The organism is Brucella gallinifaecis, from assembly GCF_006476605.1.
Lineage (GTDB): Bacteria > Pseudomonadota > Alphaproteobacteria > Rhizobiales > Rhizobiaceae > Brucella > Brucella gallinifaecis.
Window position 1 is genome coordinate 41,945 of the sequence record NZ_ML636802.1, and the last position, 21,976, is coordinate 63,920.

Here is a 21,976-nt window from a genome sequence, read left to right on the forward strand (position 1 = left end):
TTGATTGGTACTTTTCAGCATTGCGCAGACCGGGTAATTAAAGGGGGCTTTGGCCCCCCTTATTTCATCAACCGAGAAAACCCTCATGATCGCTCATTCAGTTCCTCCGCTCGCCATCAGTATTGGCGACCCTTCAGGTGTAGGACCTGATATTGCTTTAAGCGCATGGCATCAGCGCAATAAGCTCAACCTGCCTGAATTTTTGGTAATTGCTGATCCTGAACAGCTTTCTGCCCGTGCGCAGCATCTTGGCCTCGATGTGCCGGTTGCATTGATCAATACACCAGCCGAAGCCATTGATAAGTTTGATACACATCTTCCGGTTTTGCCGCTTGAAAACAAACATAAGGAAAGTCCGGGAAAACCTTTGCCAGAAAATGCAGCTGGCGTAATTGAAGCAATTGAACGCGCGGCAGCACTGTCATTGAATGGTGAGGCATCTGCCATTGTCACCTGCCCGATTGCCAAGAAACCGCTTTATGATGCAGGCTTCACACATCCCGGCCACACGGAATTTCTCGCAGAACTCGCAAGCAAACATCTTGGGCGCACGGTCATTCCGGTGATGATGCTGGCTGGTCCAGAACTCCGGGCTGTTCCGGTTACCATTCATATTCCGCTTGCTGATGTGCCACGCTTATTGACCAAGGATGATATTCTGGAAGTGGCATATATCACAGCGCAGGAGCTGACAGATCGCTTTGGCATCAGCGCTCCTCGACTGGCGATTTCCGGCCTCAATCCGCATGCAGGTGAAGGTGGAGCACTGGGCAAGGAAGATGATGCGATTATCCGGCCTGCAGTTGAACAATTGCAGCGCGAAGGCATCAATGCCTGGGGACCGTTGCCAGCCGACACCATGTTCCATGCACCGGCACGGGTGAGCTATGATGTTGCCATATGCATGTATCACGATCAGGCACTTATTCCGGCCAAAGCCCTTGCTTTTGACGAAACAGTCAATGTCACGCTGGGCCTTCCCTTCATCCGTACATCACCGGATCATGGAACGGCCTTTGATATAGCCGGAAAGGGGACTGCCCGCCCGGATAGCCTCATTGCCTCGATCCGTCTGGCGCGACAACTCGCAATAAATGAAGCAAAGCGGAAATCATGAGCATCGACAATCTTCCGCCACTGCGTGAGGTAATAAAACGGCACGATCTGATGCCGAAAAAATCCCTCGGACAGAATTTTCTGTTTGATCTTAATCTGACATCCAAAATTGCACGACAGGCAGGCAATTTACAGGATCAGCCAGTTATCGAAGTCGGCCCCGGTCCGGGCGGTCTGACACGCGCTTTGCTTGCTCAGGGCGCTTATGTTACCGCGATTGAACGCGATGAGCGCTGTCTTGCTGCGCTTGCCGAGATCGAAGCCCATTATCCGGGACGCCTGCGTATCATTTCCGGTGATGCGCTGGAACAGGATTTCAAAGCATTATTTCCCGAAGGGCCAAAACCAAAGATCGTCGCCAACCTGCCCTATAATGTTGGCACGCAATTGCTGCTCAACTGGCTTCTAAGCGAGCCATGGCCACCTTTTTATTCGTCCATGACATTGATGTTCCAGCGTGAAGTTGCCGAACGCATCGTTGCTGCACCGGGCACGGACCATTATGGACGTCTTGGCGTTCTCGCAGGCTGGCGCACGCATTCGATGATTGCCTTTAATGTGCCCCCGCAGGCTTTTACACCTCCTCCAAAGGTGATGTCTTCGGTCGTCCATATCACGCCCCGTGAAGAGCCGCTCCCCTGCTGTGCTGATGCTTTGGGCCAAATCACCCATGCAGCTTTCGGGCAGCGCCGCAAAATGCTGCGCCAGAGCCTGAAACCCGTTGGTGGTGCAGAATTGCTGGAGAAGACCGGTATTGATGGCAGTCGACGCGCTGAAACACTGAGCGTTGAAGAATTCGTCGCAATGGCTAATGCTTACCGACCGGTGTGATTTAACTTGTCTTTGGCGTCGCTGATTATCGGCGTCAAATTCATCTGTTTAAAAACCTTATCCACGTGATCCATTTCTGATCGAAAACTGGTCATGGATGAGCCTGTCAGCTTTTCCCCTGCATTGAGCTGTGCCTTGAGCGGGTCGACATAGTGATCACCGACTTTAAGCTCGTAATAGAGGTGCGGGCCGGTCGAATAGCCGGTTGATCCGACATAGGCTATGGTTTGGCCCTGCTTTACATGCTGACCCACTTTCAAGCCCTTTGCCTCAGCTGAAAGATGCGCATAGGTCGTACTATAGCCGCCCTGATGACGGATACGCACATATTTTCCATAGCCCTTTTGCGATGAAATCAGCTCCACAACACCATCACCCGCAGCCACAATGGGCGATCCAATCGGCGCATCATAATCGACGCCGTTATGATGTTTGCGCACATGCAGAACCGGATGAATACGCCAGCCAAATCCATCATTCAAACGGCCATTCGGCAGCGGTTTATGCATGAGATATTTGGTCATCGAGGAGCCATCCTCGTTGAAATAGTCCGCGCTTCCTTCAACCTCATGCCGGTACAATCGCTTGGCCTGACCATTTCTGGTGAATTCTACAAATATCAGTTCGGGATCAGAATCTACGCTTTTACGGAACAAAAGGTCGATTTTATCAATTCCATTCGCTGCATTTTGAAATGGTATATTATTTGCAATTGCGAGTTTCCTGACTTCATCGGCAACCAGTCGCGGTGCTCCGGCAGCTAAAAGACGCGACTGAACAGACCCGTCAGTCTGCATTTTAACAGGCTGACGGGATGTCGAAAGCATAGCTTCATGAGACAGACGCGCAAACAATCTCTGATTATTATTGGCATGAAAAACGCCGTCATCTGTTCGTCCGTAAACGGAATCACTCGCGCCACCGTGCCTGAACCGAGCCACAGACACATGCGCAGGCCTGTCAGAAACCTGATCCAGAAGCAGCATCAGATTGTCACCGGGAACGAGGTCTTTGCGCCCCAATGCCTGTTCCAGATTTTGCGCATCCTGCGCAACAATATTTGCGGCCTGCATAAGCACGCTCAGCTTTTCACGCGATTGGGGAGCAAGTACAATTTCATGCATTTTCTGATGCGGCACATCTGCTGGCTTCGCAAAACTTACATTGAGCGGCACACCTTTTTGATTTGCCAATGCAGATATGTCATCAGGCCCGTCAGCGATATTCGGGCTAGCGCTTTTGGCATGTTGCTGCGCAGGATTGAACGCGCCATGCCCCCTTTTGTCTTTCTTTAGATCAAGAATGACATGCTGATAGGTAAAGAGTGCCGCTTCTCCCTCATCCGTGCCCTCGGCAATGTCAATACGTCTGGCAACGCGCCGGTTTTCATCAAGATCAGCCAGAGGAACCAGCCGCGCTTCTTTCATGGCCGCATGGCTATGAACAAGTGTGGCAGGATTAATCATCTCCGGCTGGGATGCATGGCCATGACGCACAAGACCAGCCGTCATCAATGCCATTGCCCCACCTGCCAGAAGAAGGACTGATGCCAGCGCAATGCAGGCGCGTCGGTGCGTATGGATTGAAAAACGCACGCATGCCAATGGCTTGATTACACGCTGAGAAAGCGGCGCAAGCTGTGTGTAAACAGCAGAACTACCATTATATGAAGCATCAGACCGGGTCAAAAAATCTGGTGATGCAATAATATGAATCTGCTTATCTCTGCGGGCAGTGCGAAACAGCATGCAGCGAACGGCTCCAAATAACTCCTGAAATGACAAAAGGACCACAGGGTTAGAGCACGGCTAAATTATGGCTTCTGTGGCCGCAATTCAGCAAAAATTGCAAGACAATGGCTCAAGTTAAATTGATCAGCTGTTGCTGCGTGCCTTGCGATGTGCCGACAAAGACGACCATGTATAGATGATCAGGCCTGCCCAGATCAGCACAAAAGCCACCAGTTGCGCATGTGAAAATGGCTCATGGAAAATGAAAATTGCAAAAATGAACAGCAATGTCGGTGTTAAATACTGCATAAGCCCCAGCGTTGTATAACGCAAAAGCTTGGCACCTCCCGCATAGAGAATGAGCGGAATGGCGGTGAAAGGTCCTGCAAGCAGGAGCAGTGAAATATCCGACGCCGCACCTGAGAAAAAATGGTCCTGACCATTCACCAGCAACCAGATAACGTAACCGATCGCAGGCACCGAAAGAATAACAACTTCAAGCGTGAACCCCTGCAAAGGCGGCATAGGCAATGATTTGCGGAAAAACCCATAGAGGCCGAATGTTACCGGCAGAACCAGAGACACCCATGGCAGGCCGCCGGCATTGAATGTCAGCACGAGAACTGCTGTAAAAGCAAAGCCGACCGCAACATATTGCACTTTCGTCAACCGTTCGCCTAGAAACAGACCGCCCAGCACCACGTTGAATAGCGGATTTATATAATAGCCAAGGGCTGCGCCGATAATCTGATCATGGGCAACTGCCCACACATAAACGGACCAGTTGATTGTTATCAGTGCCGCAGTCAGTGCTGCCATCGCCAACATGCGCGGCTTGCGCAAAGCGTTGAGAACCGAGCGAAACTGCCCGATAAGCACCAGCAAAACAGCTGCAACCGGCACCGACCAGATCACGCGATGCGCAACGATTTCAAGTGCGGGTAAATGCGATAAAGCCTTGAGATAAAAAGGCAAAACAGCCCAAAGACCATAAGCACCCATAGCCATTAAAAAGCCACGACTTCCGTCTGAAAGCTGGCTTCCAGATAAGGTTTGCTCGGTCATTTTTATCTCCGCATCAAAAAATCATTCGGAAAAGAGAATGATTTTTCCGAGCTGATAAGACTGCTATGCGCCGATCAATCCATAAAATCCATTCAATTAAACTGATCAAAGCATCAATCTGCGTGAATGAAGACGCTTATTCAGCAGCCACAAGTCCCGCAAGGGAACGATTCTTCATCAGCTTGTAATTGACTGAATCCATCAAAGCCTGAAACGATGCGTCGATGATATTGTCGGAAACGCCGACCGTACGCCAGCGTGCGCCGGTTGCATCACCCGATTCGATCAAAACACGGGTAATTGCCGCGGTCCCGCCATTGAGAATACGCACCTTGAAATCCAGCAGTTCAAGATCCTCGATCTCATCCTGATAACGCCCCAGATCCTTGCGCAGCGCAATATCAAGAGCATTGACCGGTCCCTGCCCTTCTGCAACTGACATATGCATCTCGCCATCAACTTCGACCTTCACCACGGCTTCAGACACAGTTCTTAATGAGCCATTGGCATCGAAGCGGCGCTCGACAAGGCAGCGAAAAGAATCGACCTTGAAGAATTCCGGCTGCGGATTGAGCATCGCTCTCGCCATAAGCTCAAAACTCGCATCCGCCCCTTCATAGGCATAGCCTTCCGCTTCACGCTCTTTCACCAACGAAATCAGCGCATCAAGCCGGGCATCATTTTTGGCGACCCGAATACCGCGGCGTTCCAGTTCAGCGATGAAGTTCGATTTGCCTCCCTGATCCGACACCATGACACGACGACGATTGCCAACCGTTTCCGGCGGGACGTGCTCATAGGTCTGTGGGTCTTTAAGCAGTGCCGAGGCGTGAATGCCTGCCTTGGTCGCAAAAGCGGATGTACCTGTGTAAGGCGCCTGCTCTGTGGGCGAACGGTTGAGAATATCATCAAAAGCACGTGAGATGCGGGTAATGGCTTTCAGCGCATCCGGCTTTATACCAAGTTCAAAACGGTCAGACCAATAAGGCTTCAAAGCCAGTGTCGGAATAAGAGAGACAAGGTTTGCATTGCCGCATCGTTCGCCAATTCCGTTCAACGTTCCCTGAATATGGCGCACACCGGCATCAATTGCAGCAAGCGTAACCGCAACTGCCTGTTCGGTATCATTATGGGCATGAATACCAAGGTTTTCACCGGGAACCACGGCCTTGACCGCGGCGATAATCGCTTCAACTTCAGATGGCTGCGTGCCGCCATTGGTATCGCACAACACAACCCAGCGTGCACCGGCTTCGTAGGCAGCTTTTACACAGGCCAATGCATAATCCGGATTGGCTTTATATCCGTCGAAAAAATGTTCACAATCGACCAGCGCTTCACGTCCAGCCCCACAAACAGCTGTCACAGAAGCGGTAATGGATTCCAGATTTTCTTCATTGCTGCAACCAAGTGCTACCCGCACATGATAGTCCCAGCTTTTGGCAACAAAACAGACTGCATCACTTGACGCCTGCAAAAGTGCTGTCAGTCCCGGATCATTTGAAGCCGAGACGCCAGCACGTTTTGTCATGCCAAAGGCTGCAAATTTTGCATGAGACGTCTGTCGCTTTTGAAAGAATGCGGTATCGGTTGGATTAGCACCCGGATAACCGCCTTCAACATAGTCTACACCCAGTTCTTCAAGCAAAATGACAATCGCTTTTTTGTCTTCGACAGAGAAATCAACGCCCGGGGTTTGTTGTCCATCCCGCAACGTCGTGTCGTAGATATAGATGCGTTCGCGTGCCATTTTGCCTGCCTGTCGGTGGGTGTATGCCGTTATAATTTATCGATTTTCAGTTTTCAGTATCGTGGTCGGGGTGCTGATAGGACACCATGGTTCTTACAAACTCAATACTTTCCGGATCTCGTTCGGTCTCGAAACCGGGCAGTTTTGCGAGGTCATCGACATAGGGAAGCTTGACTTCGACACCCCATTGCACTGTCGGCTCAATTTCCTCCGGTGCATCGAAAGCACCTATGGAAAGCGCCACACCATCCGGTGCTTCATAGGTGAGCGGAGTTCCGCATTGAGGACAGAACCCACGCTTGACGTGATTGGAGGACTGAAAACGCTTCGGCTCGTCTCGGGTCCAGATGAGTTTTGCTTCACCCACTGAGACCAATGGTGCATAGAAATTGCCAAAGGCCTTCTGGCACATACGGCAATGACAGATCGAAGCCGACCCGAGTGCGCCTTCAACCCGAAAGCGCACCGCACCACACTGGCATCCACCGCTATAGAGTGGCTTGTTATCAAACGTCATGGCGTCCTCCCTACTCCATAAGCTTACTAGCTTACCACATCCCATGTTGTGATGCGTTCGCCGGTATCCGGGTCCTTGCCATCCTTCAATTGCACGCCCTGCGCCAGAAGATCATCACGGATGCGATCTGCTTCAGCCCAGTTCTTATTGGCAATCAAATGCAGACGCTGAGCAATCAATGCCTCAATGGCAGCCGTATCAACATTCGCCTTAGCAAAGACAGGCACATCCTGCTCTGTCACAAAATATGGATCAAGCAGGCCCAGCAAGGCCATGCCCTCACCCAAAGCGTCAATGTCTTTGGCCTTGAACGCCTTGCGCAATACAGTGATTGCAGACCATGTATTGATATCGTCTGACAATGCTTCAACCACTTCATCAACCGACGAAAGGTGAGAGGGCGCGGCAAAACCTGCATCACGAAGCAAACCATACCAGCGATACAGCTCTTCCGCAGACTCTGCCAGACGTTGTGCCGTCCAGTTGATCGGCTCACGATAATGCGTTTGCAGCATTGAAAAACGCGCAACCAGGCCAACCCAGCGATCACGAGCCTCCTTGTCATCCCAAGCTCCAAGCTGTGGAAGACCTGCATTGAGCACATCGCGAATGGTTATGAAGTTGCCAAGAGACTTCGACATCTTCTGTCCTTCGACCTGCAAAAAGCCGTTATGCATCCAGATGCTCGCCATATGCTCGGTTCCAAATGCGCAGCATGACTGTGCAATCTCGTTCTCATGATGCGGAAAAACGAGATCAATTCCGCCACCATGAATATCAAACTGATTCTTCAACGGATCATCACATTTCAGACCCCCGCCAAAGGGCTCAAGCAATTTGGCCATCGACATGGCAGAGCACTCGATATGCCAACCCGGGCGACCGAGCGTTTTGATACCCGCAGGGGACGTCCATCCCGGCTCGCCTTCCTTGGAAGGCTTCCACAACACAAAATCCATTTCATCGCGCTTATAGGAAGCCACATCGACACGGGCACCGGCCAGCATTTCATCCAGTGAACGCCGTGCCAGCGAGCCATAACGCGGACCTTTGAGCGCATTCATCGTTGAAGGGGAAAACAGCACATGATCGTCGGCAACATAAGCCACGCCCTTTTGCACGAGCCGCTCAATTAATGCACGCATCTCATCCAGATGCTCAGTCGCACGCGGCTGCACGCTTGGCTGCAAATTGCCAAGAGCGGTCACATCGGCCTGAAACTGGGCATTGGTGCTTTCCGTGACACGGCGGATTGCCTCGTTGAAAGGCAAGTCCGGGTAATCACGAACAGCACGCGCGTTGATCTTGTCATCAACATCCGTGATGTTGCGGGCATAGGTGACTTTTTCTGCCCCATAAATATGACGAAGCAGCCGGAAAAGAACGTCAAAGACAATGACCGGACGCGCATTGCCAATATGGGCATAGTCATAAACGGTCGGGCCGCAGACATACATGCGCACATTGTCCACATCGATAGGAGTAAACACCTCCTTTGTGCGGCTGGCAGTGTTGTAGAGACGAAGTTGCGGCGCATCAGCCATAGTAATTCCCCAAAAGATCTGAAAAGACGGGCACGAAAGACCACAGCCATCTGGCCGGGGCGTTATCATCCTGTCTTATTTTAGGGGAGACGAAAACGGCCGGGCCAGCAGGCTGCTAGCCAATAATAATCGAACCGGTACAAATGATCGTGGTCGGCGTTTTCATGACATCACTTATCCTTATGACAAGCATTACAGTCAAGAGGCTTGCATCAAAAACGCTGTGACATTTCCGACACTTTAAACAGCATGGATCAAGATTAACCGGGATTCCTCAGAACCGGCCTTAGGGTCAGGACTCATCAATTTAACGGGAATGGTGTGAGGCCATCCGTTCGGATATGAGAAGGAAAGGCGATGGAAATGTGGTTCATTTTCAAGCTTTTCCGACGAAGTAGGCCGGGCGGATGGACCACATCCTTCGGACATCGAAATGACTTGACGATCTGCTGCGTCAAGCCGTTCAACCGGGGGAACCACCCCGGTCCTCACGTCTCTCGCTTTGAATACTTGGGCATATCTGGTCATTTCAGATGCCATTCTCATCAAATTAATGGGTCCTGACCCTAAACAGCCTTCATTCCGTCCCAATCAGTCACACAATAGTGGGGGTAGATTGGAAGAGGATAGACCAATGTCTAAAAATGAACTGCAATCACGACAAGAAAAACTTATTGACCAATATCGTGAAATTGGACCAGCCGTTCTGGTTGCAGCCTTGATGAGCAAGAATTCACGTATCGGCGCAGTCCGCCGCCACAATAATAGCAATTCAATCCTAGCTGTTAAACAGACGGACTAACAGGCTCAGACCGATCAGCGTCATAACAGCGCCGATGATACAGTCCAGCACACGCCAGGCAGCCGGTTTTGCAAAAATTGGCTGCAACAGCCGCGCACCATAACCAAGTGCAAAAAACCATATGAATGATGCAAGGACCGCACCGGTACCATATGCCATACGGGCATGATCATGATAGCGAGCCGAGAGGCTTCCCAGCAATATGACCGTATCCAGATAGACATGCGGATTGAGAAATGTCAGCGCCAGACAAGTGGCCACTGCCGCTTTGAGGCTGACACTGCCACTTGATTGCACCTGCATTGCTTCGGGATGAAATGCACGGCGAAAAGCAACAGACGCATACCAGAACAGGAAAGCGGCTCCTGCAATTGTCACAAATGAAATCAGCCCGGGTGATTGGGCGATCAGGGTTCCGAGCCCCGCAACACCCGCAATGATCAAAATTGCATCCGATAGTGCGCAAATAAGACAGAGAATAAAAACATGTTGCCGCAACAAGCCCTGCCGCAGAATGAATGCGTTTTGTGCTCCTATCGCGATAATGAGAGATGCACCAAGGAAAAACCCTGAAAAAGCTGCTGATAACACTTCATCTTCCTGAATATAAAGTCAAAACATAGAAAGCTGATCACCAGAATCATTATCTGTATCAACCTTCTTCTTGCTTTTTCTGCCGGGCCGGGCAACATCCAAAACCGGCTCTACGCGCGTTTGTATATCCGGCGAAGTATTGGCAACTTTATTGACCTTATCCGATATCGGAATGACTTCGAAAAAATCATCCTGAACCGGCTGCATAATATCGACGACTTCTCGTGGGAGCACGCTTTTACAATCAAGCCAACGGGCATAATCCTCAGGTTTGACCACCACAGGCATGCGCTCGTGGATAGAACGCAGAAGCCCGTTTGCACCTGTTGTCAGAATGCCCGCTGTATCGATTTGCGATCCGTCTGCACTGCTCCATGTTTCAACCAGTGCACCAAGGGCGACAATGCCGCCATTGCGCGGTCTGACCCAGTAAGCCTGCACCTTGTTCTTTCCCTCTCGTCGCCATTCATAAAAGCCGGATACGGGAATCAATGCACGCCGATGATTAAGTGCAGCACGAAAAGAGTTTTTCTCAGCAGCCGTTTCAGAGCGAATGTTAAAAACAAGATTCCAGTCATTGGGATCTTTCACCCATGACGGTATGAAACCCCAGCGTACCAACATGCCAATTCGATCAGGCCTGTTGCTTCCCGGTAGTGGTGTTTCGCCTGCAAGGATAGAAAGTATCGGCTGGGTTGGTGCAATATTGTAGCGTGGAGGAAAATCCTCCCCAATCATTGCACCGAGCAAGGCTTCAACTTCTTCGCAGCTGGCAGTCAGAGAAAATCGTCCACACATGGGGCCATGTTCAGACTTTTGCGTTAACCGTCAAGTGGGCTTTAGTGTTGCCAAATGCGGATTGTCGGATCATAGCTTGTCTATGGTTACAATTCCGGTCATTCCTGTCCCTGTTCAGATACACGGGGTTTCTCTTATCTGCCGTCGCGATGGCCGTTTTCTTCTGGTCGAACGCGGTAAGGAGCCGTGGAAAGGCTGGCTGGCATTTCCGGGCGGCAGTATCGAAATGGGCGAAACGCCGGAAGAAGCAGCTCATCGCGAACTGAAAGAGGAAACGGCACTTGATGCCGGTTCGCTCCGCCACGTTATTACGGTTGATCTGGCGCTTGAAGGCAAGGTTTACGCAAAAAGCTATTTCCTGTCCGTCTATCGTGCATTTGATATTTCCGGCGTGGAACAGGCAGGCGATGATGCAGCCGCAATTCACTGGTTGAACATCGACGAAATGGCCCATGCAAATGTAACGGACAGTACTCTAGACGTGGCGCGGTCGGTTGCAAAAATTGAAGACAGTACAGAGCTGAAGTCCATATCGCCTTGAACTGGTCCCTATTCCTGGTCAGGAGTTTTTTTCATTCACAGGGGCGTATAATGCAGGGAAAGCAATTCTCCATATGGGCTATAGCAATCTGGCTGAGCGTTTGCTCCCCGGCCTTTTCTGCTCAAAACTCTCCTTATGAAGGCAAGATGCTCAGAATTGCGGAGGTACTCGGCTCTCTTCACTATCTGCGCAACCTTTGCGGAGAAACCAGCAATGAATGGCGGGAGCATATGGATGCCATTATTGCTGCCGAAAAGCCCGATGAAGCCGAGCGGGTACGCCTTGTTTCCAGCTTCAACCATGGATACCGCGCCTTCAGCGACAATTATGCCCGCTGCACGCCATCTGCCCTTGCGGCGATTGAGCGCTACATGAAAGAGGGAGAAAACTTGTCGAATGAACTTATAATGCGCTATGGAAATTAACCAATTATTCAGTCTTGTGCGTATGGGCAGAAATTGCCTCATTCAAATCCATTTGAATCTGTTAACACTGTCTTAAAAGTGACAATCAGGCTGCAAGCGATGCAGCAAGAAGGGCGCAAGCCAGGATGAAATCTATGGAACATATGCCAGCCGATCTGGACGAGATGATCGCCCGCGAAAAGAAGCTCGTGGCGATAGAGTACCAGAACGAAGCCTGGGCGGATGGCATCTCCGAAGGCATAGAACCTGAAATATTGGCTGAAGCAGCTTTTACGACTGCTTTGACCGAACTCATGCGTTCGACAGGCGAAGACAGCGCACTCGATCTTATTGAAAAAATGCGCGAACAGATTATTGCCGGTACATTTCTGCAAAACCGTGTTCTTCAATAGGCAATATGATCTGTCGCAAATCCACGCATGTGACTGGGTGGAGTGTCATATATCCGCTCCCACACTCTGCGGAATTGTCTGGCTGATGCGAACCCTGCTCGCGCAGCAATATTCTCCATATCGAGAGTTGAATTCAGCAGCATTTCGCGAGCAAGGCATATTTTCAGCCGATTGGCATAATCTGTAACGCTCATGCCTGTATGTTCATTGAACAGGCGTGAAAGATTACGCGGGCTTGCCCCGCTAGCCTCTGCGAGTTTCTCAACAGACCAATTTTCAGCCGGATTTGCAGCCACAGCATCCTGCGCACGATGCACCACAGGATGCATGTGATTGCGGCCTTCAAGCCACGGCGAAAGCTGCGGATCGCCACCGCTGCGACGCAGATAAACCACAAGATAACGCGCCACTGACAAAGCCAATGCATGCCCTGCCATCCCGGCCAGAATATGCAACATCAAATCAATGCCAGCAGTAATGCCCGCACTGGTCAGCCTGTCGCGATCCTCAACAAACAAACGATTTTGCAATACACGCGCCGTCGGTGCGAGCCGGTGCAGCTCATCAATCGCCATATGATGCGTGGTGCAGTCATAGCCCTCAAGCAAACCCGCGCGTGCTGCCAGAAGTGCACCAGAGCAGATTGAGACCAATTTGATACCCGGACGCATCGTACGGCGCATCCAGCTCACGATTCGCGTTTCAAGCACTATATCTTCGTCGCGATTAGCCACAGCGGACCCAAGCGGGATGTCAGCCGAGCCGGATATCACCACCAGCGCATCATCGGGCAGGTAATCAGGCAGAGGCTCAATATTGGCAAGTTTCAGGCCGATAGAACTGAGCGTCGTTTCGGAAGGCCCGATAAACGTCACTTCAAACTGCACCCTGTTTTGCTCCAGATTGGCCTTGCGCAAAACCTCCATCGGCCCCGCCACGTCAAGCAGAAGCGTGCGCGGCGGGATGACAACAAAGACCCGGACAGTTTTATGGCTGTCGGCAGTTTGGTTCATGCAGCTTTCCGATCTGCACTGCCTGCAAGGGCCTGTTCCACGCTTGCTATCCTTGCAAAGCGATCCGCAAGCACGAGTTCGGTGCGCGCACGGATTTCAGCAGCACTCCACACATGACCACTTACGTCAGTCATGGGGAAAGTCAGTGTCGCTTCGCCGACATAATCAACATCGAAGCCAAGGTCAGATGCATGACGCGTGGTGGTCTCACAGCATTGCTCGGTGCGGATACCTGAAACGATAACCCGTTTGATGTGGTTGGAAATCAGCCAGACATCGAGACCTGATCCCACCAATGCGCTATGGCGACGCTTACGGAAAACAGCATCCGGCTCGATCATAATCGGCGCAAGTGTCTTCACAAAACCTGACGTTTCCGAAAATGAACCCTCATTCTCAACGTGAAAGATTTGCGCGACCGCAATCCCTTTGCGTTTTGCACCGTCAATCAAAGCCTGCTGCCGCTCGATATAAGCGGCAACCTCTTCTTCTCGATAATAAGGTCGATGCCGAAAGGATTCCTGAACATCGATCACCAGCAAGGCGGTGTGATTGGCGGACATTTTGTGCTCCTTGTAAATTTATACAAGAAGACAATACTCCCGGCAATCCAGGCCGAAAGATTATTCCCGGACAAAGATAGGACAGATCACGCCAATCTATGAGTTGTTAGCGCTGCTGTGGCAAGGCTTCCAGAAACTCAACTGGTTCACCCTTGTTCGGATTAACGATCTCAGCTTCCCACATGACCTTGATGCCACGCACAAAAGTGCCAACCGGCCAGCCAGTGACAGTCTTGCCATGATAGGGTGTCCAGCCTGCTTTTGAGCCTGCCTGCTCATGGGTGATGGTTTCACGGCGCTTCATATCTACGATTGTAAGATCAGCATCATAACCAACAGCAATGCGACCTTTACGCGCCATACCAAAAATACGGTTCGGGCCATGGCTCGACAAGTCGACAAAGCGCTCCAGCGAAAGCCTGCCAGCATTGACATGATCAAGCATGATCGGCACCAGCGTCTGAACGCCGGTCATGCCGGAGGGTGATGCCGGATAAGGCTTCTGCTTTTCTTCCAATGTATGCGGTGCATGGTCAGAACCAAGGACATCGACAATACCCTGATCAATACCCTTCCAGACACCATCACGATGACGCTTGTCACGCACCGGAGGGTTCATCTGGATAAGATTGCCGAGCCTTGCATATTCATCCGCCGACAATGTGAGGTGGTGCGGGGTGGCTTCACAGGTTGCCACATCCTTGTGGTTCTGAAGAAAATCTATTTCTTCCGCAGTTGAAATATGCAGCACATGAATACGTGCCCCGGTTTCACGAGCAATGCGCACCAGACGCTCCGTGCATTGCAGCGCCGCAACTTCATCACGCCAGACCGGATGGCTTGACGGATCGCCTTCAACCCGCAGATTTTCGCGTTCTTTCAAACGAAACTCGTCCTCTGAATGAAAAGCTGCGCGGCGGCGCGTATTTTTTAGAATAGAGCGCACGCCATCATCATCTTCAACCAGCAAGTCGCCGGTCGATGATCCCATGAAGACCTTGATACCGGCTGCGCCCGGCAGACGCTCAAGTTCGGCAACGTCTTTTGCATTATCCCGCGTTCCACCAACCCAGAAGGCAAAATCACAATGCATACGATGACGGCCACGACGGATCTTGTCTTCAAGCGTTTCTGTACTCGTTGTCAGTGGCTTTGTATTTGGCATTTCAAAAACTGACGTTACACCACCCAGAACAGCTGCAAGCGATCCCGTTTCCAGATCTTCCTTGTGTTCCAGCCCCGGCTCACGAAAATGGACCTGACTGTCAACAACGCCGGGCAGAATATGAAGACCCGTACAATCGATAACTTCACCGGCAGAGCCTGCCGCAAGCGAGCCAATCGCTTCAATGCGCCCATTACGAATACCAATATCACGCTGACCGATGCCGTCATGGTTGACGATAGTTGCACCTTTCAGGATCGTATCAAACGTCTGGGCCATTGTTGTCTCCTGCTGGCTTGATGGGGCTTGCGAGCATCGCATAAGCGGCTTACGTAACGATGGTTATAAAGGCAAGGAAGAAGCGATGGCGACGGTAGCGGAATTGATCAATCTTTCCAACAGGGCACTGGTTCACATCACGGGCGATGATGCAGAAAAATTTGTGCAGGCCGTGATTACCACCAATCTCGACAAGCTCGGCGCTGATGAATTGAAACCCGGCGCCTTGCTGACCCCTCAGGGAAAAATCATGTTCGATTTCCTTGTGTCGCGCATTGAGAACGGGCTGCAATTTGATATGCCAGCAGGTATTGCCGCCGATTTTATGAAGCGGATGACGCTTTACAGGCTGCGTGCCAAGGCAGAAATTACCCAATCACCAGAATCACTTGTAAGCGTCTGCTGGGAAAGTGATTCAATCGGCAAACCGTTCAAGCGCGATACCCGGTTTCCGAATGAACTGAATGTGATGCGCATTTATGGTCAGGCAGGAGAGAGCAATGACGAAAGTGCATGGGTAGCACTTCGCGCCCAATATGGCATCGCTGAAGGGGGCGCTGATTTTGCCTATAATGAAGTCTTTCCGCATGACATTAATTTCGACCAGACCGGCGGCGTGACATTTCCGAAAGGCTGCTTCATCGGACAGGAAGTGGTTTCCCGTATGCAGCATCGCGGCACACCGCGCCGACGGGTGCTTGTGGCAAAATCCGATGTGCCGCTGCCCGCAATGGGCACGCCAATTACGGTTGGTGGACGCGACATTGGAACGATGGGCAGTTCATCCGGGCAGATCGGTCTTGCACTTGTCCGCATTGACCGGGTGAAAGACGCGCTTGATTCCGGCACACCGATTCTTACGGATGAACGTGAAATCAGGCTAGAATTACCACCGCATGTGAGATTTACATTCCCGAGCGCTGAAACGGACAAAGAGTGATGGCAGCCGCAGATCGTTCATCAGGTCAGGAACGTGCATGGCAACGCATGCTATCGGGGCGAAGGCTTGATCTTCTCGATCCCTCGCCCCTTGATGTCGAGATTGAAGACATAGCCCATGGTCTGGCGCGTGTTGCCCGCTGGAACGGGCAAACAGTCGGCGAACATGCCTATTCTGTCGCTCAACACTCGATGCTGGTCGAGCAGATTTTCAACCGGCTTGTGCCCGATGCAAGCATTGAATGGCAAATGCTGGCTTTACTGCACGACGCACCGGAATATGTTATTGGTGACATGATCTCGCCGTTCAAGGCTGTGATGGGCGGCAATTACAAGCTCATCGAAGATCGGCTTGAAAGCGCAATTCATATGCGTTTTGCATTGCCTGCTGCTGTTTCTGTGTCCCTTAAAAAGCTGATCAAACGAGCAGATAGGGTTGCCGCCTATTTTGAAGCAACACAGCTTGCAGGCTTTAGCGAGAGTGAAGCCACTAAATATTTTGGCCGTCCACGGGGCTTCGACCCTACAGGGCTGGAGCTTACGCCACGTCCGACCCAAAATGTGCAAAAAGACTTTCTGGCGCGTTTTGCTTTGCTGGAACAGGCGCGGAAAGGTTAGGCTTTGGCTTATATCGTCGTCAGTCCGCTCTCACAGCTCAAGGTTCAGATCACGCAGCATGATCCAAGTCATATTGTAACGCTGAGTAGTGACACTCTGCCTGCCCTGCCCGGTCAGACGCCCGCCCACATGCCCGGTTTGGCACAAAGGCTCAGCCTGTTATTCAACGACATTACAGAGCCGCAAGACGGGCTGACCATGCCTGAAGAAAGCCATATCCGGGACCTGCTTGGATTTGCATCGAAGTGGGAGCGTACAAAACCGCTGTTGATCCATTGCTATGCTGGCATTTCACGCTCGACCGCAAGCGCTTACATAGTAGCGTTAGCGCTTGATCCCGAGCGTGATGAAACAGAGCTGGCACAAACACTGCGGGAATTATCACCATCAGCCACCCCCAATATACGACTGATCGCGCTTGCAGATAATATACTGGGAAGAAATGGCCGCATGGTCGATGCTATCAAGGCAATTGGTCGCGGACAGGACGCTTTTGAAGGCGAAGTATTCAGCCTGCCTGTTGCAGGCTGACGGTGCGCGATATGGCATTGAGAAAGCCGCTGCGCGAATCCGGCGGGGTCTGCGCACGCGGCTCCCACACATGGCGCAGAAAGAAAAAACCGGTCATTCTGAACGCATCATTGAGGTCGTCATAGCACGATGCACGCAAAGCCGTATTGTTGACGAAAGCAGGCAGCGGCAACATCTTGTCGGCCCATGGCGCACCGGCATCGCCGCAGACTGCACGGCCTGATTTGGGCGATACATAGATCAGATTCTCGCGTGCACCCGTTGCTGCGCATTCTCTCAAATCAAGACCAAAGCCCAGTTCTTCGAGCATCATCACTTCAAAACGCAAAAGCAACTCGCCAGCCGACAATGGATTATCGAAGTGCTCAATGATCAGGCGCAGGGTTTGATAGAGTGCACCCTGCGGATCACGTTCCGGCAACAGCCGCAAATGTGATGCAGCAAGCTGGATGCCATAGAGTGCAACAGGTGTCTCGATGAGACGTGCTGCAGCAAAGCCAAGCGGCTCTATCGTGTATGAACCCATATGCTCATCCAGTCTTGCCCACCATGTCAGATCGACATGATTGCCCGGCTGGAGCAAGGGTTGCATGCGGCGGGATCGTCCACCGCGCACCATCCCCATATGGCGGCCATGTTCACGGGTCATCACCTCGACAATGGCGCTTGTTTCGCCATGCCTGCGGGTTCCGAGAATTATGCCTTCATCGCGCCATTCCATGGGTGACTATTTACCAGACTTTCATTTTGCACATAATTCCAAACGAAAGTCTGACGACTTTCTGAATTATGCACGGCAATCGCGCCATTCCACAGGTGACTCTTCACCAAATTGCAGGGCTATGTCGGGAAATCAAGGCCCATTTCACGATAACGTTCCGGGTCATTGCCCCAGTTTTCGCGAACTTTCACAAACAGAAAGAGATGCGCATTCTGTTCAAGAATTTCACTGATCTCTTTGCGTGCAGATTGCCCGATCGCCTTGATCGTCTCACCCTTGTGACCAAGCACGATCTTCTTCTGGCTTTCACGCTCGACATAGATCACCTGCTCGATACGCACCGAACCATCCTTGCGTTCTTCCCAGCGTTCGGTCTCGACTGTCGAGGAATAAGGCAATTCTTCATGCAAACGCAGATAGAGCTTTTCACGTGTGATTTCCGCTGCGAGCTGACGCATCGGCATATCGGAAATCTGATCTTCCGGGTAATACCAGGGACCATTGGGAACCGTTTCTGCCAGAAACTTCGCAAGATCCTTGCAACCTGAGCCATTCAACGCCGAAATCATGAATGTCTGATCAAAGGTCACAAGTTCATTGGCAGCTTTTGCCAGTTCCAGCAGTTTTGGCGGATCAACGCGATCAACCTTGTTAAGCACCAGCACCTTCTTCTGGCGCACATTTTTCATGCTTTCCAAAAGTGCTTCAGCATTCTCGTTAAGGCCACCCTGCGCATCCAGAAGAACAAGGATAATGTCAGCGTCCTTGGCTCCACCCCATGCGGTCGTTACCATGGCACGATCGAGCCTGCGTTTCGGGCGGAAAATACCGGGCGTATCAACAAGAACAATCTGTGCCTGGTCATGGATAAAGATACCACGCACAAGCGCACGTGTTGTCTGCACCTTATGCGTAACGATGGAAACCTTGGTGCCCACCAGCTGGTTGACCAGCGTGGATTTTCCGGCATTTGGTGCGCCTATCAGCGCCACAAAGCCAGAACGGGTCTGCCCGGTTTCATTTTCGCCGCTTGCCGGCATCGTCGGATTGTTCATTGCTCATCCTTTTATGAGCCTTTCCGTTTTTCAACCACGCGAAAGACCCTATTCCTGTTTGTGCAATTCCAGACCTGAGAGGTCCCCGCTTTCGCTGAAATTGCCCTTCTTATCTCATTGGCAGCGATAAGCCCGGCCAAGCCATTTCCAATGCGTGGCGCTACCAAATATTGTTGTTAACCTGATTATAGCTGAATATTATCCAAATGAATGCTGAATTCCGCATCAGGGTCATGGCCCTAGCTGGAGCTATCTCGTTTCCAGACAGATTCTCTGTACAGCATCGCCTCAGCAGCACTTTGCTCAGCAATACGCTTGGAGCGCCCCTCACCCGTTTCAGGTGCGAAGCCTTTTATTGAAACCTCGACAATAAATGAAGGGTCGTGATCGGGTCCGCTGCGGCTCACAATACTATAAGATGGATGCACATTGCCCTGCTGATGTGCCCATTCCTGCAATTCAGTTTTGGCGTCACGACGTGCCGCACCTGTCTCAAGTGAGCGCTTCTGCCAGTAACGTTTGATAAAACTGCGTGCGGATTCCAGACCACCATCAAGATAAATGGTTGCAATCAATGCCTCGACAACGTCAGCACGCACATTGAGCAAGCGTTTGTCATTGAGAGATTTAATGTCAGAGCCTGTATGAATAAAATCTGCAAGCTTGATTTCATCGGCAATTGCCGCACAGGTTTCAGCATTGACCAGCGCATTCAGGCGTACCGACAACTCACCTTCCGGCGCATCCGGGAAGGCCTCGAAAAGCATTTCTGCAACCACCAAGCCCAATACGCGATCACCGAGAAATTCCAGCCGCTCATAATTGGCGCGCAAGGGTGCCTGCACACTTGAATGCGTGAGCGCCCGTTCAAGCCGTTTCAGATTAAGAAAACGGTGCCCGGTGCGCTCTTCAAGAATCACTGCTGCTTTATCTACGGAGACCATCTCAATTACCAGTGACAGCAGTATGCGGCTCGCCATTCACCCAGGTGAAAAGACGGCTGAAGCGGACATCAGACGGCCATTTCCAGATTTCAAGCGGACTTGCCTTGTCGGCTATCGAGAAGAAGATGATATTGGCGCGGCCCACCAGATTTTCATAAGGCACATAGCCAACACCAAAACGGCTGTCGAGCGAGTTATCGCGATTGTCACCCATCATGAAATAATGACCGGCAGGTACTTCAAATACGCGCGTGTCATCACCGATCAAATTCTTTCCCAAATCAAGCGTATCATAGGATACGCCATTGGGAAGCGTTTCACGATACACTTCCACCGGGCGGTTTTCTTCCGTCACATCAGGATTGTCAATTGTGCCAACAAGCTCACGCTGGACTGCAACATCATTGATATAAAGCACACCGCCGCGCACCTGCACGCGATCCCCCGGCAAGCCAATAACACGCTTGATATAATCGACATTGGTATCGCTTGGCAGCTTGAAGACAACAACGTCGCCACGCTTGGGCTCTGCGCCCCAGATACGGCCATTGAACAGATCGAAGCCAAAGGGCAGCGAATAGCGCGAATAGCCATAGGCATATTTCGACACAAACAGATAATCGCCTTCCAGAAGCGTCGGGCGCATAGAGCCTGACGGAATGCTGAATGGCTGGAAAAGCAGGCTACGGATAACCAGCGCCAGCAGCAGCGCTTGCACGATAACGCTGATGGTTTCGCCAATGCCACCCGATTTTTTAGTTTCACTTTTGCTGGACACGCTCATTGTATCTCCGCTTGCCGATGTGCGATGTAATAACGGCTATGATTGCATGACGCAATCCGCTCACCATTAACTCGCACGATTATGAGCAGGAGTTTACCTGTCACAATAGCAATTGTTTTGGGGTATGCTGCCATTACGCAACATAGATGCGATCATATTTTGATCTGATTTTATCAAATCGACGCTTTTATGTTTTTAACACGCATCTTGCCTGCAAAACGTTTCACAGTTTTCAGACTATGCTTCATTCAGTTTCCGGCAATGCTTCGATAATCACGAAAGCCTGTGCGAGAGGAAAATCATCTGTAATTGTCAGATGTATGGCAGCGCGTTTGCCTTCGGGCAGAATACGCATCAACTGCTTGGCCGCACCGCCCGTGAGCTTCATGGTCGGTTTGCCTGAAGGTGTATTTTCCACCCCCATGTCACGCCAGAAAACACCATTTGAAAGCCCGGTTCCCAGCGCCTTGGAACAGGCTTCCTTGGCCGCAAAACGCTTTGCATAAGAGGCTGCACGCTGTTTGCGGCCTTCTGACTTGGCCTGTTCAATCTTTGTAAAAACACGCTGGATAAAACGATCACCATGTTTTTCGAGCGTCTTTTCTACGCGGCGGATATCAATCAGATCGCTGCCAATACCGATAATCATGATTTCTGCGGCTCCCGGACATGATGCCTGTTGTGTTTCTCAGCCAGCCGCTCAAGTCTGCGGCGGCGAAATGCAGTGACCGCAAAGCGTGTCACAAAATAGGCAATCACCGCAAAAATTGCCCCGAGGATTGTTGATCCAAACAACATTGGCTTGAGCAAAGGTGTCCAGACCTCTGCGAGCTTCATCGTTTGCAATGCGTGTCCCAGATGCATTGGGGGCGCATTTTCCATGTCACCACTGATAACAAAGCGCCCGAGTTCATATGTACTGCCCCATATGAAGGGAAGTGTCAGGGGATTGGCAAGTGTGGTGCCCAATGCTGCCGCAGCTATATTTCCAGCCAGAAAATATGCCAGAACAATCGCAATAATGAGATGAAATCCAAAAAAAGGTGTGAAAGCCGCGAAAACCCCAACCGCCAGCCCTGCTGCAACAGCATGGGGAGACGCGGCAATGCGCAGCACACGCTTGCCACCATATTTGAATGAGCGGGCAAAGGACCGGCGGGGCCAAACAAGCGTACGGATACGCTCTTTACGGGTCGGAGGATTTCGGCGCTGAAACAACATGGCTTCTCATACTTCTCTCAATGCATCGAGACAATTGT

At 51.3% G+C, this 21,976-nt stretch carries 25 protein-coding genes; 9 read left to right on the plus strand and 16 right to left on the minus strand.

Annotated features, from left to right (window positions below; all coding sequences use genetic code 11):
* The first annotated feature begins 85 nt into the window (after positions 1-85).
* Both pdxA and rsmA read left to right on the plus strand, forming a co-directional pair.
* Positions 86-1,117 (plus strand): 4-hydroxythreonine-4-phosphate dehydrogenase PdxA, encoded by a 1,032-nt coding sequence (pdxA, locus tag FHY56_RS04800; RefSeq protein ID WP_140904046.1) that lies wholly within the window; start codon positions 86-88, stop codon positions 1,115-1,117.
* A complete protein-coding gene (gene rsmA, locus FHY56_RS04805; protein WP_140904047.1) occupies positions 1,114-1,947 on the plus strand; it encodes a 16S rRNA (adenine(1518)-N(6)/adenine(1519)-N(6))-dimethyltransferase RsmA in 834 nt (277 codons plus the stop codon). The genes pdxA and rsmA overlap by 4 nt, the downstream gene beginning before the upstream one ends.
* Here the strand turns inward: rsmA and FHY56_RS04810 are convergent.
* The 5 genes from FHY56_RS04810 to cysS form a co-directional block, all read right to left on the minus strand.
* Entirely contained in the window at positions 1,932-3,695 is a 1,764-nt protein-coding gene (locus FHY56_RS04810; RefSeq protein ID WP_140904048.1) for a M23 family metallopeptidase, read from the minus strand. The genes rsmA and FHY56_RS04810 overlap by 16 nt on opposite strands.
* A gap of 126 nt (positions 3,696-3,821) precedes the next feature.
* Positions 3,822-4,742 carry an EamA family transporter RarD gene (gene rarD / locus FHY56_RS04815; RefSeq protein ID WP_140904049.1) on the minus strand — a complete coding sequence of 307 codons (921 nt, stop codon included), beginning with the start codon at positions 4,740-4,742 and terminating at the stop codon, positions 3,822-3,824.
* 136 nt (positions 4,743-4,878) lie between these two features.
* Entirely contained in the window at positions 4,879-6,492 is a 1,614-nt protein-coding gene (cimA, locus tag FHY56_RS04820; protein WP_140904050.1) for a citramalate synthase, read from the minus strand.
* Positions 6,493-6,538: 46 nt separating this feature from the next.
* Positions 6,539-7,009 (minus strand): GFA family protein, encoded by a 471-nt coding sequence (locus FHY56_RS04825; protein WP_140904051.1) that lies wholly within the window; start codon positions 7,007-7,009, stop codon positions 6,539-6,541.
* Between the two features lie 26 nt (positions 7,010-7,035).
* Complete coding sequence (cysS, locus tag FHY56_RS04830; protein ID WP_140904052.1) at positions 7,036-8,553, minus strand: cysteine--tRNA ligase; 1,518 nt, start codon at positions 8,551-8,553, stop codon at positions 7,036-7,038.
* Positions 8,554-9,187: 634 nt separating this feature from the next.
* Between cysS and FHY56_RS04835 the strand changes: the two genes are divergently transcribed.
* Positions 9,188-9,355, plus strand: a complete 168-nt coding sequence (locus tag FHY56_RS04835) for a hydrolase (RefSeq protein ID WP_140904053.1) — start codon at positions 9,188-9,190, stop codon at positions 9,353-9,355.
* Here FHY56_RS04835 and FHY56_RS04840 read toward each other — a convergent pair.
* Both FHY56_RS04840 and FHY56_RS04845 read right to left on the minus strand, forming a co-directional pair.
* Positions 9,332-9,946, minus strand: coding sequence for a LysE/ArgO family amino acid transporter (locus FHY56_RS04840; RefSeq protein ID WP_140904054.1), 615 nt, complete (start codon positions 9,944-9,946; stop codon positions 9,332-9,334). The two genes, FHY56_RS04835 and FHY56_RS04840, sit on opposite strands and share 24 nt — an antisense overlap.
* Before the next feature lie 21 nt (positions 9,947-9,967).
* On the minus strand, positions 9,968-10,747 hold the full coding sequence (locus FHY56_RS04845; protein WP_140904055.1) for an SOS response-associated peptidase: 780 nt from the start codon (positions 10,745-10,747) through the stop codon (positions 9,968-9,970).
* Positions 10,748-10,829: 82 nt separating this feature from the next.
* Between FHY56_RS04845 and FHY56_RS04850 the strand changes: the two genes are divergently transcribed.
* The 3 genes from FHY56_RS04850 (at position 10,830) to FHY56_RS04860 (ending at position 12,105) form a co-directional block, all read left to right on the plus strand.
* Positions 10,830-11,288 (plus strand): NUDIX hydrolase, encoded by a 459-nt coding sequence (locus tag FHY56_RS04850; RefSeq protein ID WP_140904356.1) that lies wholly within the window; start codon positions 10,830-10,832, stop codon positions 11,286-11,288.
* A gap of 86 nt (positions 11,289-11,374) precedes the next feature.
* Entirely contained in the window at positions 11,375-11,713 is a 339-nt protein-coding gene (locus FHY56_RS04855) for a TIGR02301 family protein (RefSeq protein WP_235889434.1), read from the plus strand.
* Between the two features lie 134 nt (positions 11,714-11,847).
* The gene (locus FHY56_RS04860; protein WP_193556764.1) at positions 11,848-12,105 is read left to right on the plus strand and encodes a hypothetical protein; all 258 of its coding nucleotides are present in this window, start codon (positions 11,848-11,850) and stop codon (positions 12,103-12,105) included.
* On the opposite strand, the gene FHY56_RS04865 is transcribed toward FHY56_RS04860, so the two are convergent.
* The 3 genes from FHY56_RS04865 to FHY56_RS04875 all read right to left on the minus strand — a co-directional run bounded on the left by FHY56_RS04865 (position 12,099) and on the right by FHY56_RS04875 (position 15,125).
* Positions 12,099-13,118 (minus strand): GlxA family transcriptional regulator, encoded by a 1,020-nt coding sequence (locus FHY56_RS04865; RefSeq protein WP_140904058.1) that lies wholly within the window; start codon positions 13,116-13,118, stop codon positions 12,099-12,101. The genes FHY56_RS04860 and FHY56_RS04865 overlap by 7 nt on opposite strands.
* On the minus strand, positions 13,115-13,681 hold the full coding sequence (locus FHY56_RS04870; RefSeq protein ID WP_140904059.1) for an isochorismatase family protein: 567 nt from the start codon (positions 13,679-13,681) through the stop codon (positions 13,115-13,117). Before FHY56_RS04870 ends, FHY56_RS04865 begins: the two co-directional genes overlap by 4 nt.
* Before the next feature lie 106 nt (positions 13,682-13,787).
* A complete protein-coding gene (locus FHY56_RS04875) occupies positions 13,788-15,125 on the minus strand; it encodes a dihydroorotase (protein ID WP_235889425.1) in 1,338 nt (445 codons plus the stop codon).
* Between the two features lie 85 nt (positions 15,126-15,210).
* Between FHY56_RS04875 and ygfZ the strand changes: the two genes are divergently transcribed.
* The 3 genes from ygfZ to FHY56_RS04890 are packed head-to-tail and all read left to right on the plus strand — an operon-like array spanning position 15,211 to position 17,213.
* A complete protein-coding gene (ygfZ, locus tag FHY56_RS04880; protein WP_140904061.1) occupies positions 15,211-16,065 on the plus strand; it encodes a CAF17-like 4Fe-4S cluster assembly/insertion protein YgfZ in 855 nt (284 codons plus the stop codon).
* The gene (locus tag FHY56_RS04885; protein ID WP_140904062.1) at positions 16,065-16,682 is read left to right on the plus strand and encodes a YfbR-like 5'-deoxynucleotidase; all 618 of its coding nucleotides are present in this window, start codon (positions 16,065-16,067) and stop codon (positions 16,680-16,682) included. The genes ygfZ and FHY56_RS04885 overlap by 1 nt, the downstream gene beginning before the upstream one ends.
* Before the next feature lie 3 nt (positions 16,683-16,685).
* On the plus strand, positions 16,686-17,213 hold the full coding sequence (locus FHY56_RS04890; protein WP_140904063.1) for a tyrosine phosphatase family protein: 528 nt from the start codon (positions 16,686-16,688) through the stop codon (positions 17,211-17,213).
* On the opposite strand, the gene recO is transcribed toward FHY56_RS04890, so the two are convergent.
* The 6 genes from recO to bspA form a co-directional block, all read right to left on the minus strand.
* A complete protein-coding gene (recO, locus tag FHY56_RS04895) occupies positions 17,191-17,934 on the minus strand; it encodes a DNA repair protein RecO (protein ID WP_140904064.1) in 744 nt (247 codons plus the stop codon). The genes FHY56_RS04890 and recO overlap by 23 nt on opposite strands.
* A gap of 119 nt (positions 17,935-18,053) precedes the next feature.
* Complete coding sequence (gene era / locus FHY56_RS04900; protein ID WP_140904065.1) at positions 18,054-18,989, minus strand: GTPase Era; 936 nt, start codon at positions 18,987-18,989, stop codon at positions 18,054-18,056.
* Positions 18,990-19,228: 239 nt separating this feature from the next.
* Entirely contained in the window at positions 19,229-19,933 is a 705-nt protein-coding gene (gene rnc, locus FHY56_RS04905; protein ID WP_140904066.1) for a ribonuclease III, read from the minus strand.
* 1 nt (position 19,934) lies between these two features.
* Positions 19,935-20,717, minus strand: a complete 783-nt coding sequence (gene lepB, locus FHY56_RS04910) for a signal peptidase I (RefSeq protein ID WP_140904067.1) — start codon at positions 20,715-20,717, stop codon at positions 19,935-19,937.
* A 244-nt stretch (positions 20,718-20,961) separates the two neighbouring features.
* Positions 20,962-21,366 carry a holo-ACP synthase gene (gene acpS, locus FHY56_RS04915; RefSeq protein ID WP_140904068.1) on the minus strand — a complete coding sequence of 135 codons (405 nt, stop codon included), beginning with the start codon at positions 21,364-21,366 and terminating at the stop codon, positions 20,962-20,964.
* A complete protein-coding gene (gene bspA / locus FHY56_RS04920; protein ID WP_140904069.1) occupies positions 21,363-21,938 on the minus strand; it encodes a type IV secretion system effector BspA in 576 nt (191 codons plus the stop codon). Before bspA ends, acpS begins: the two co-directional genes overlap by 4 nt.
* Positions 21,939-21,976: the final 38 nt, after the last annotated feature.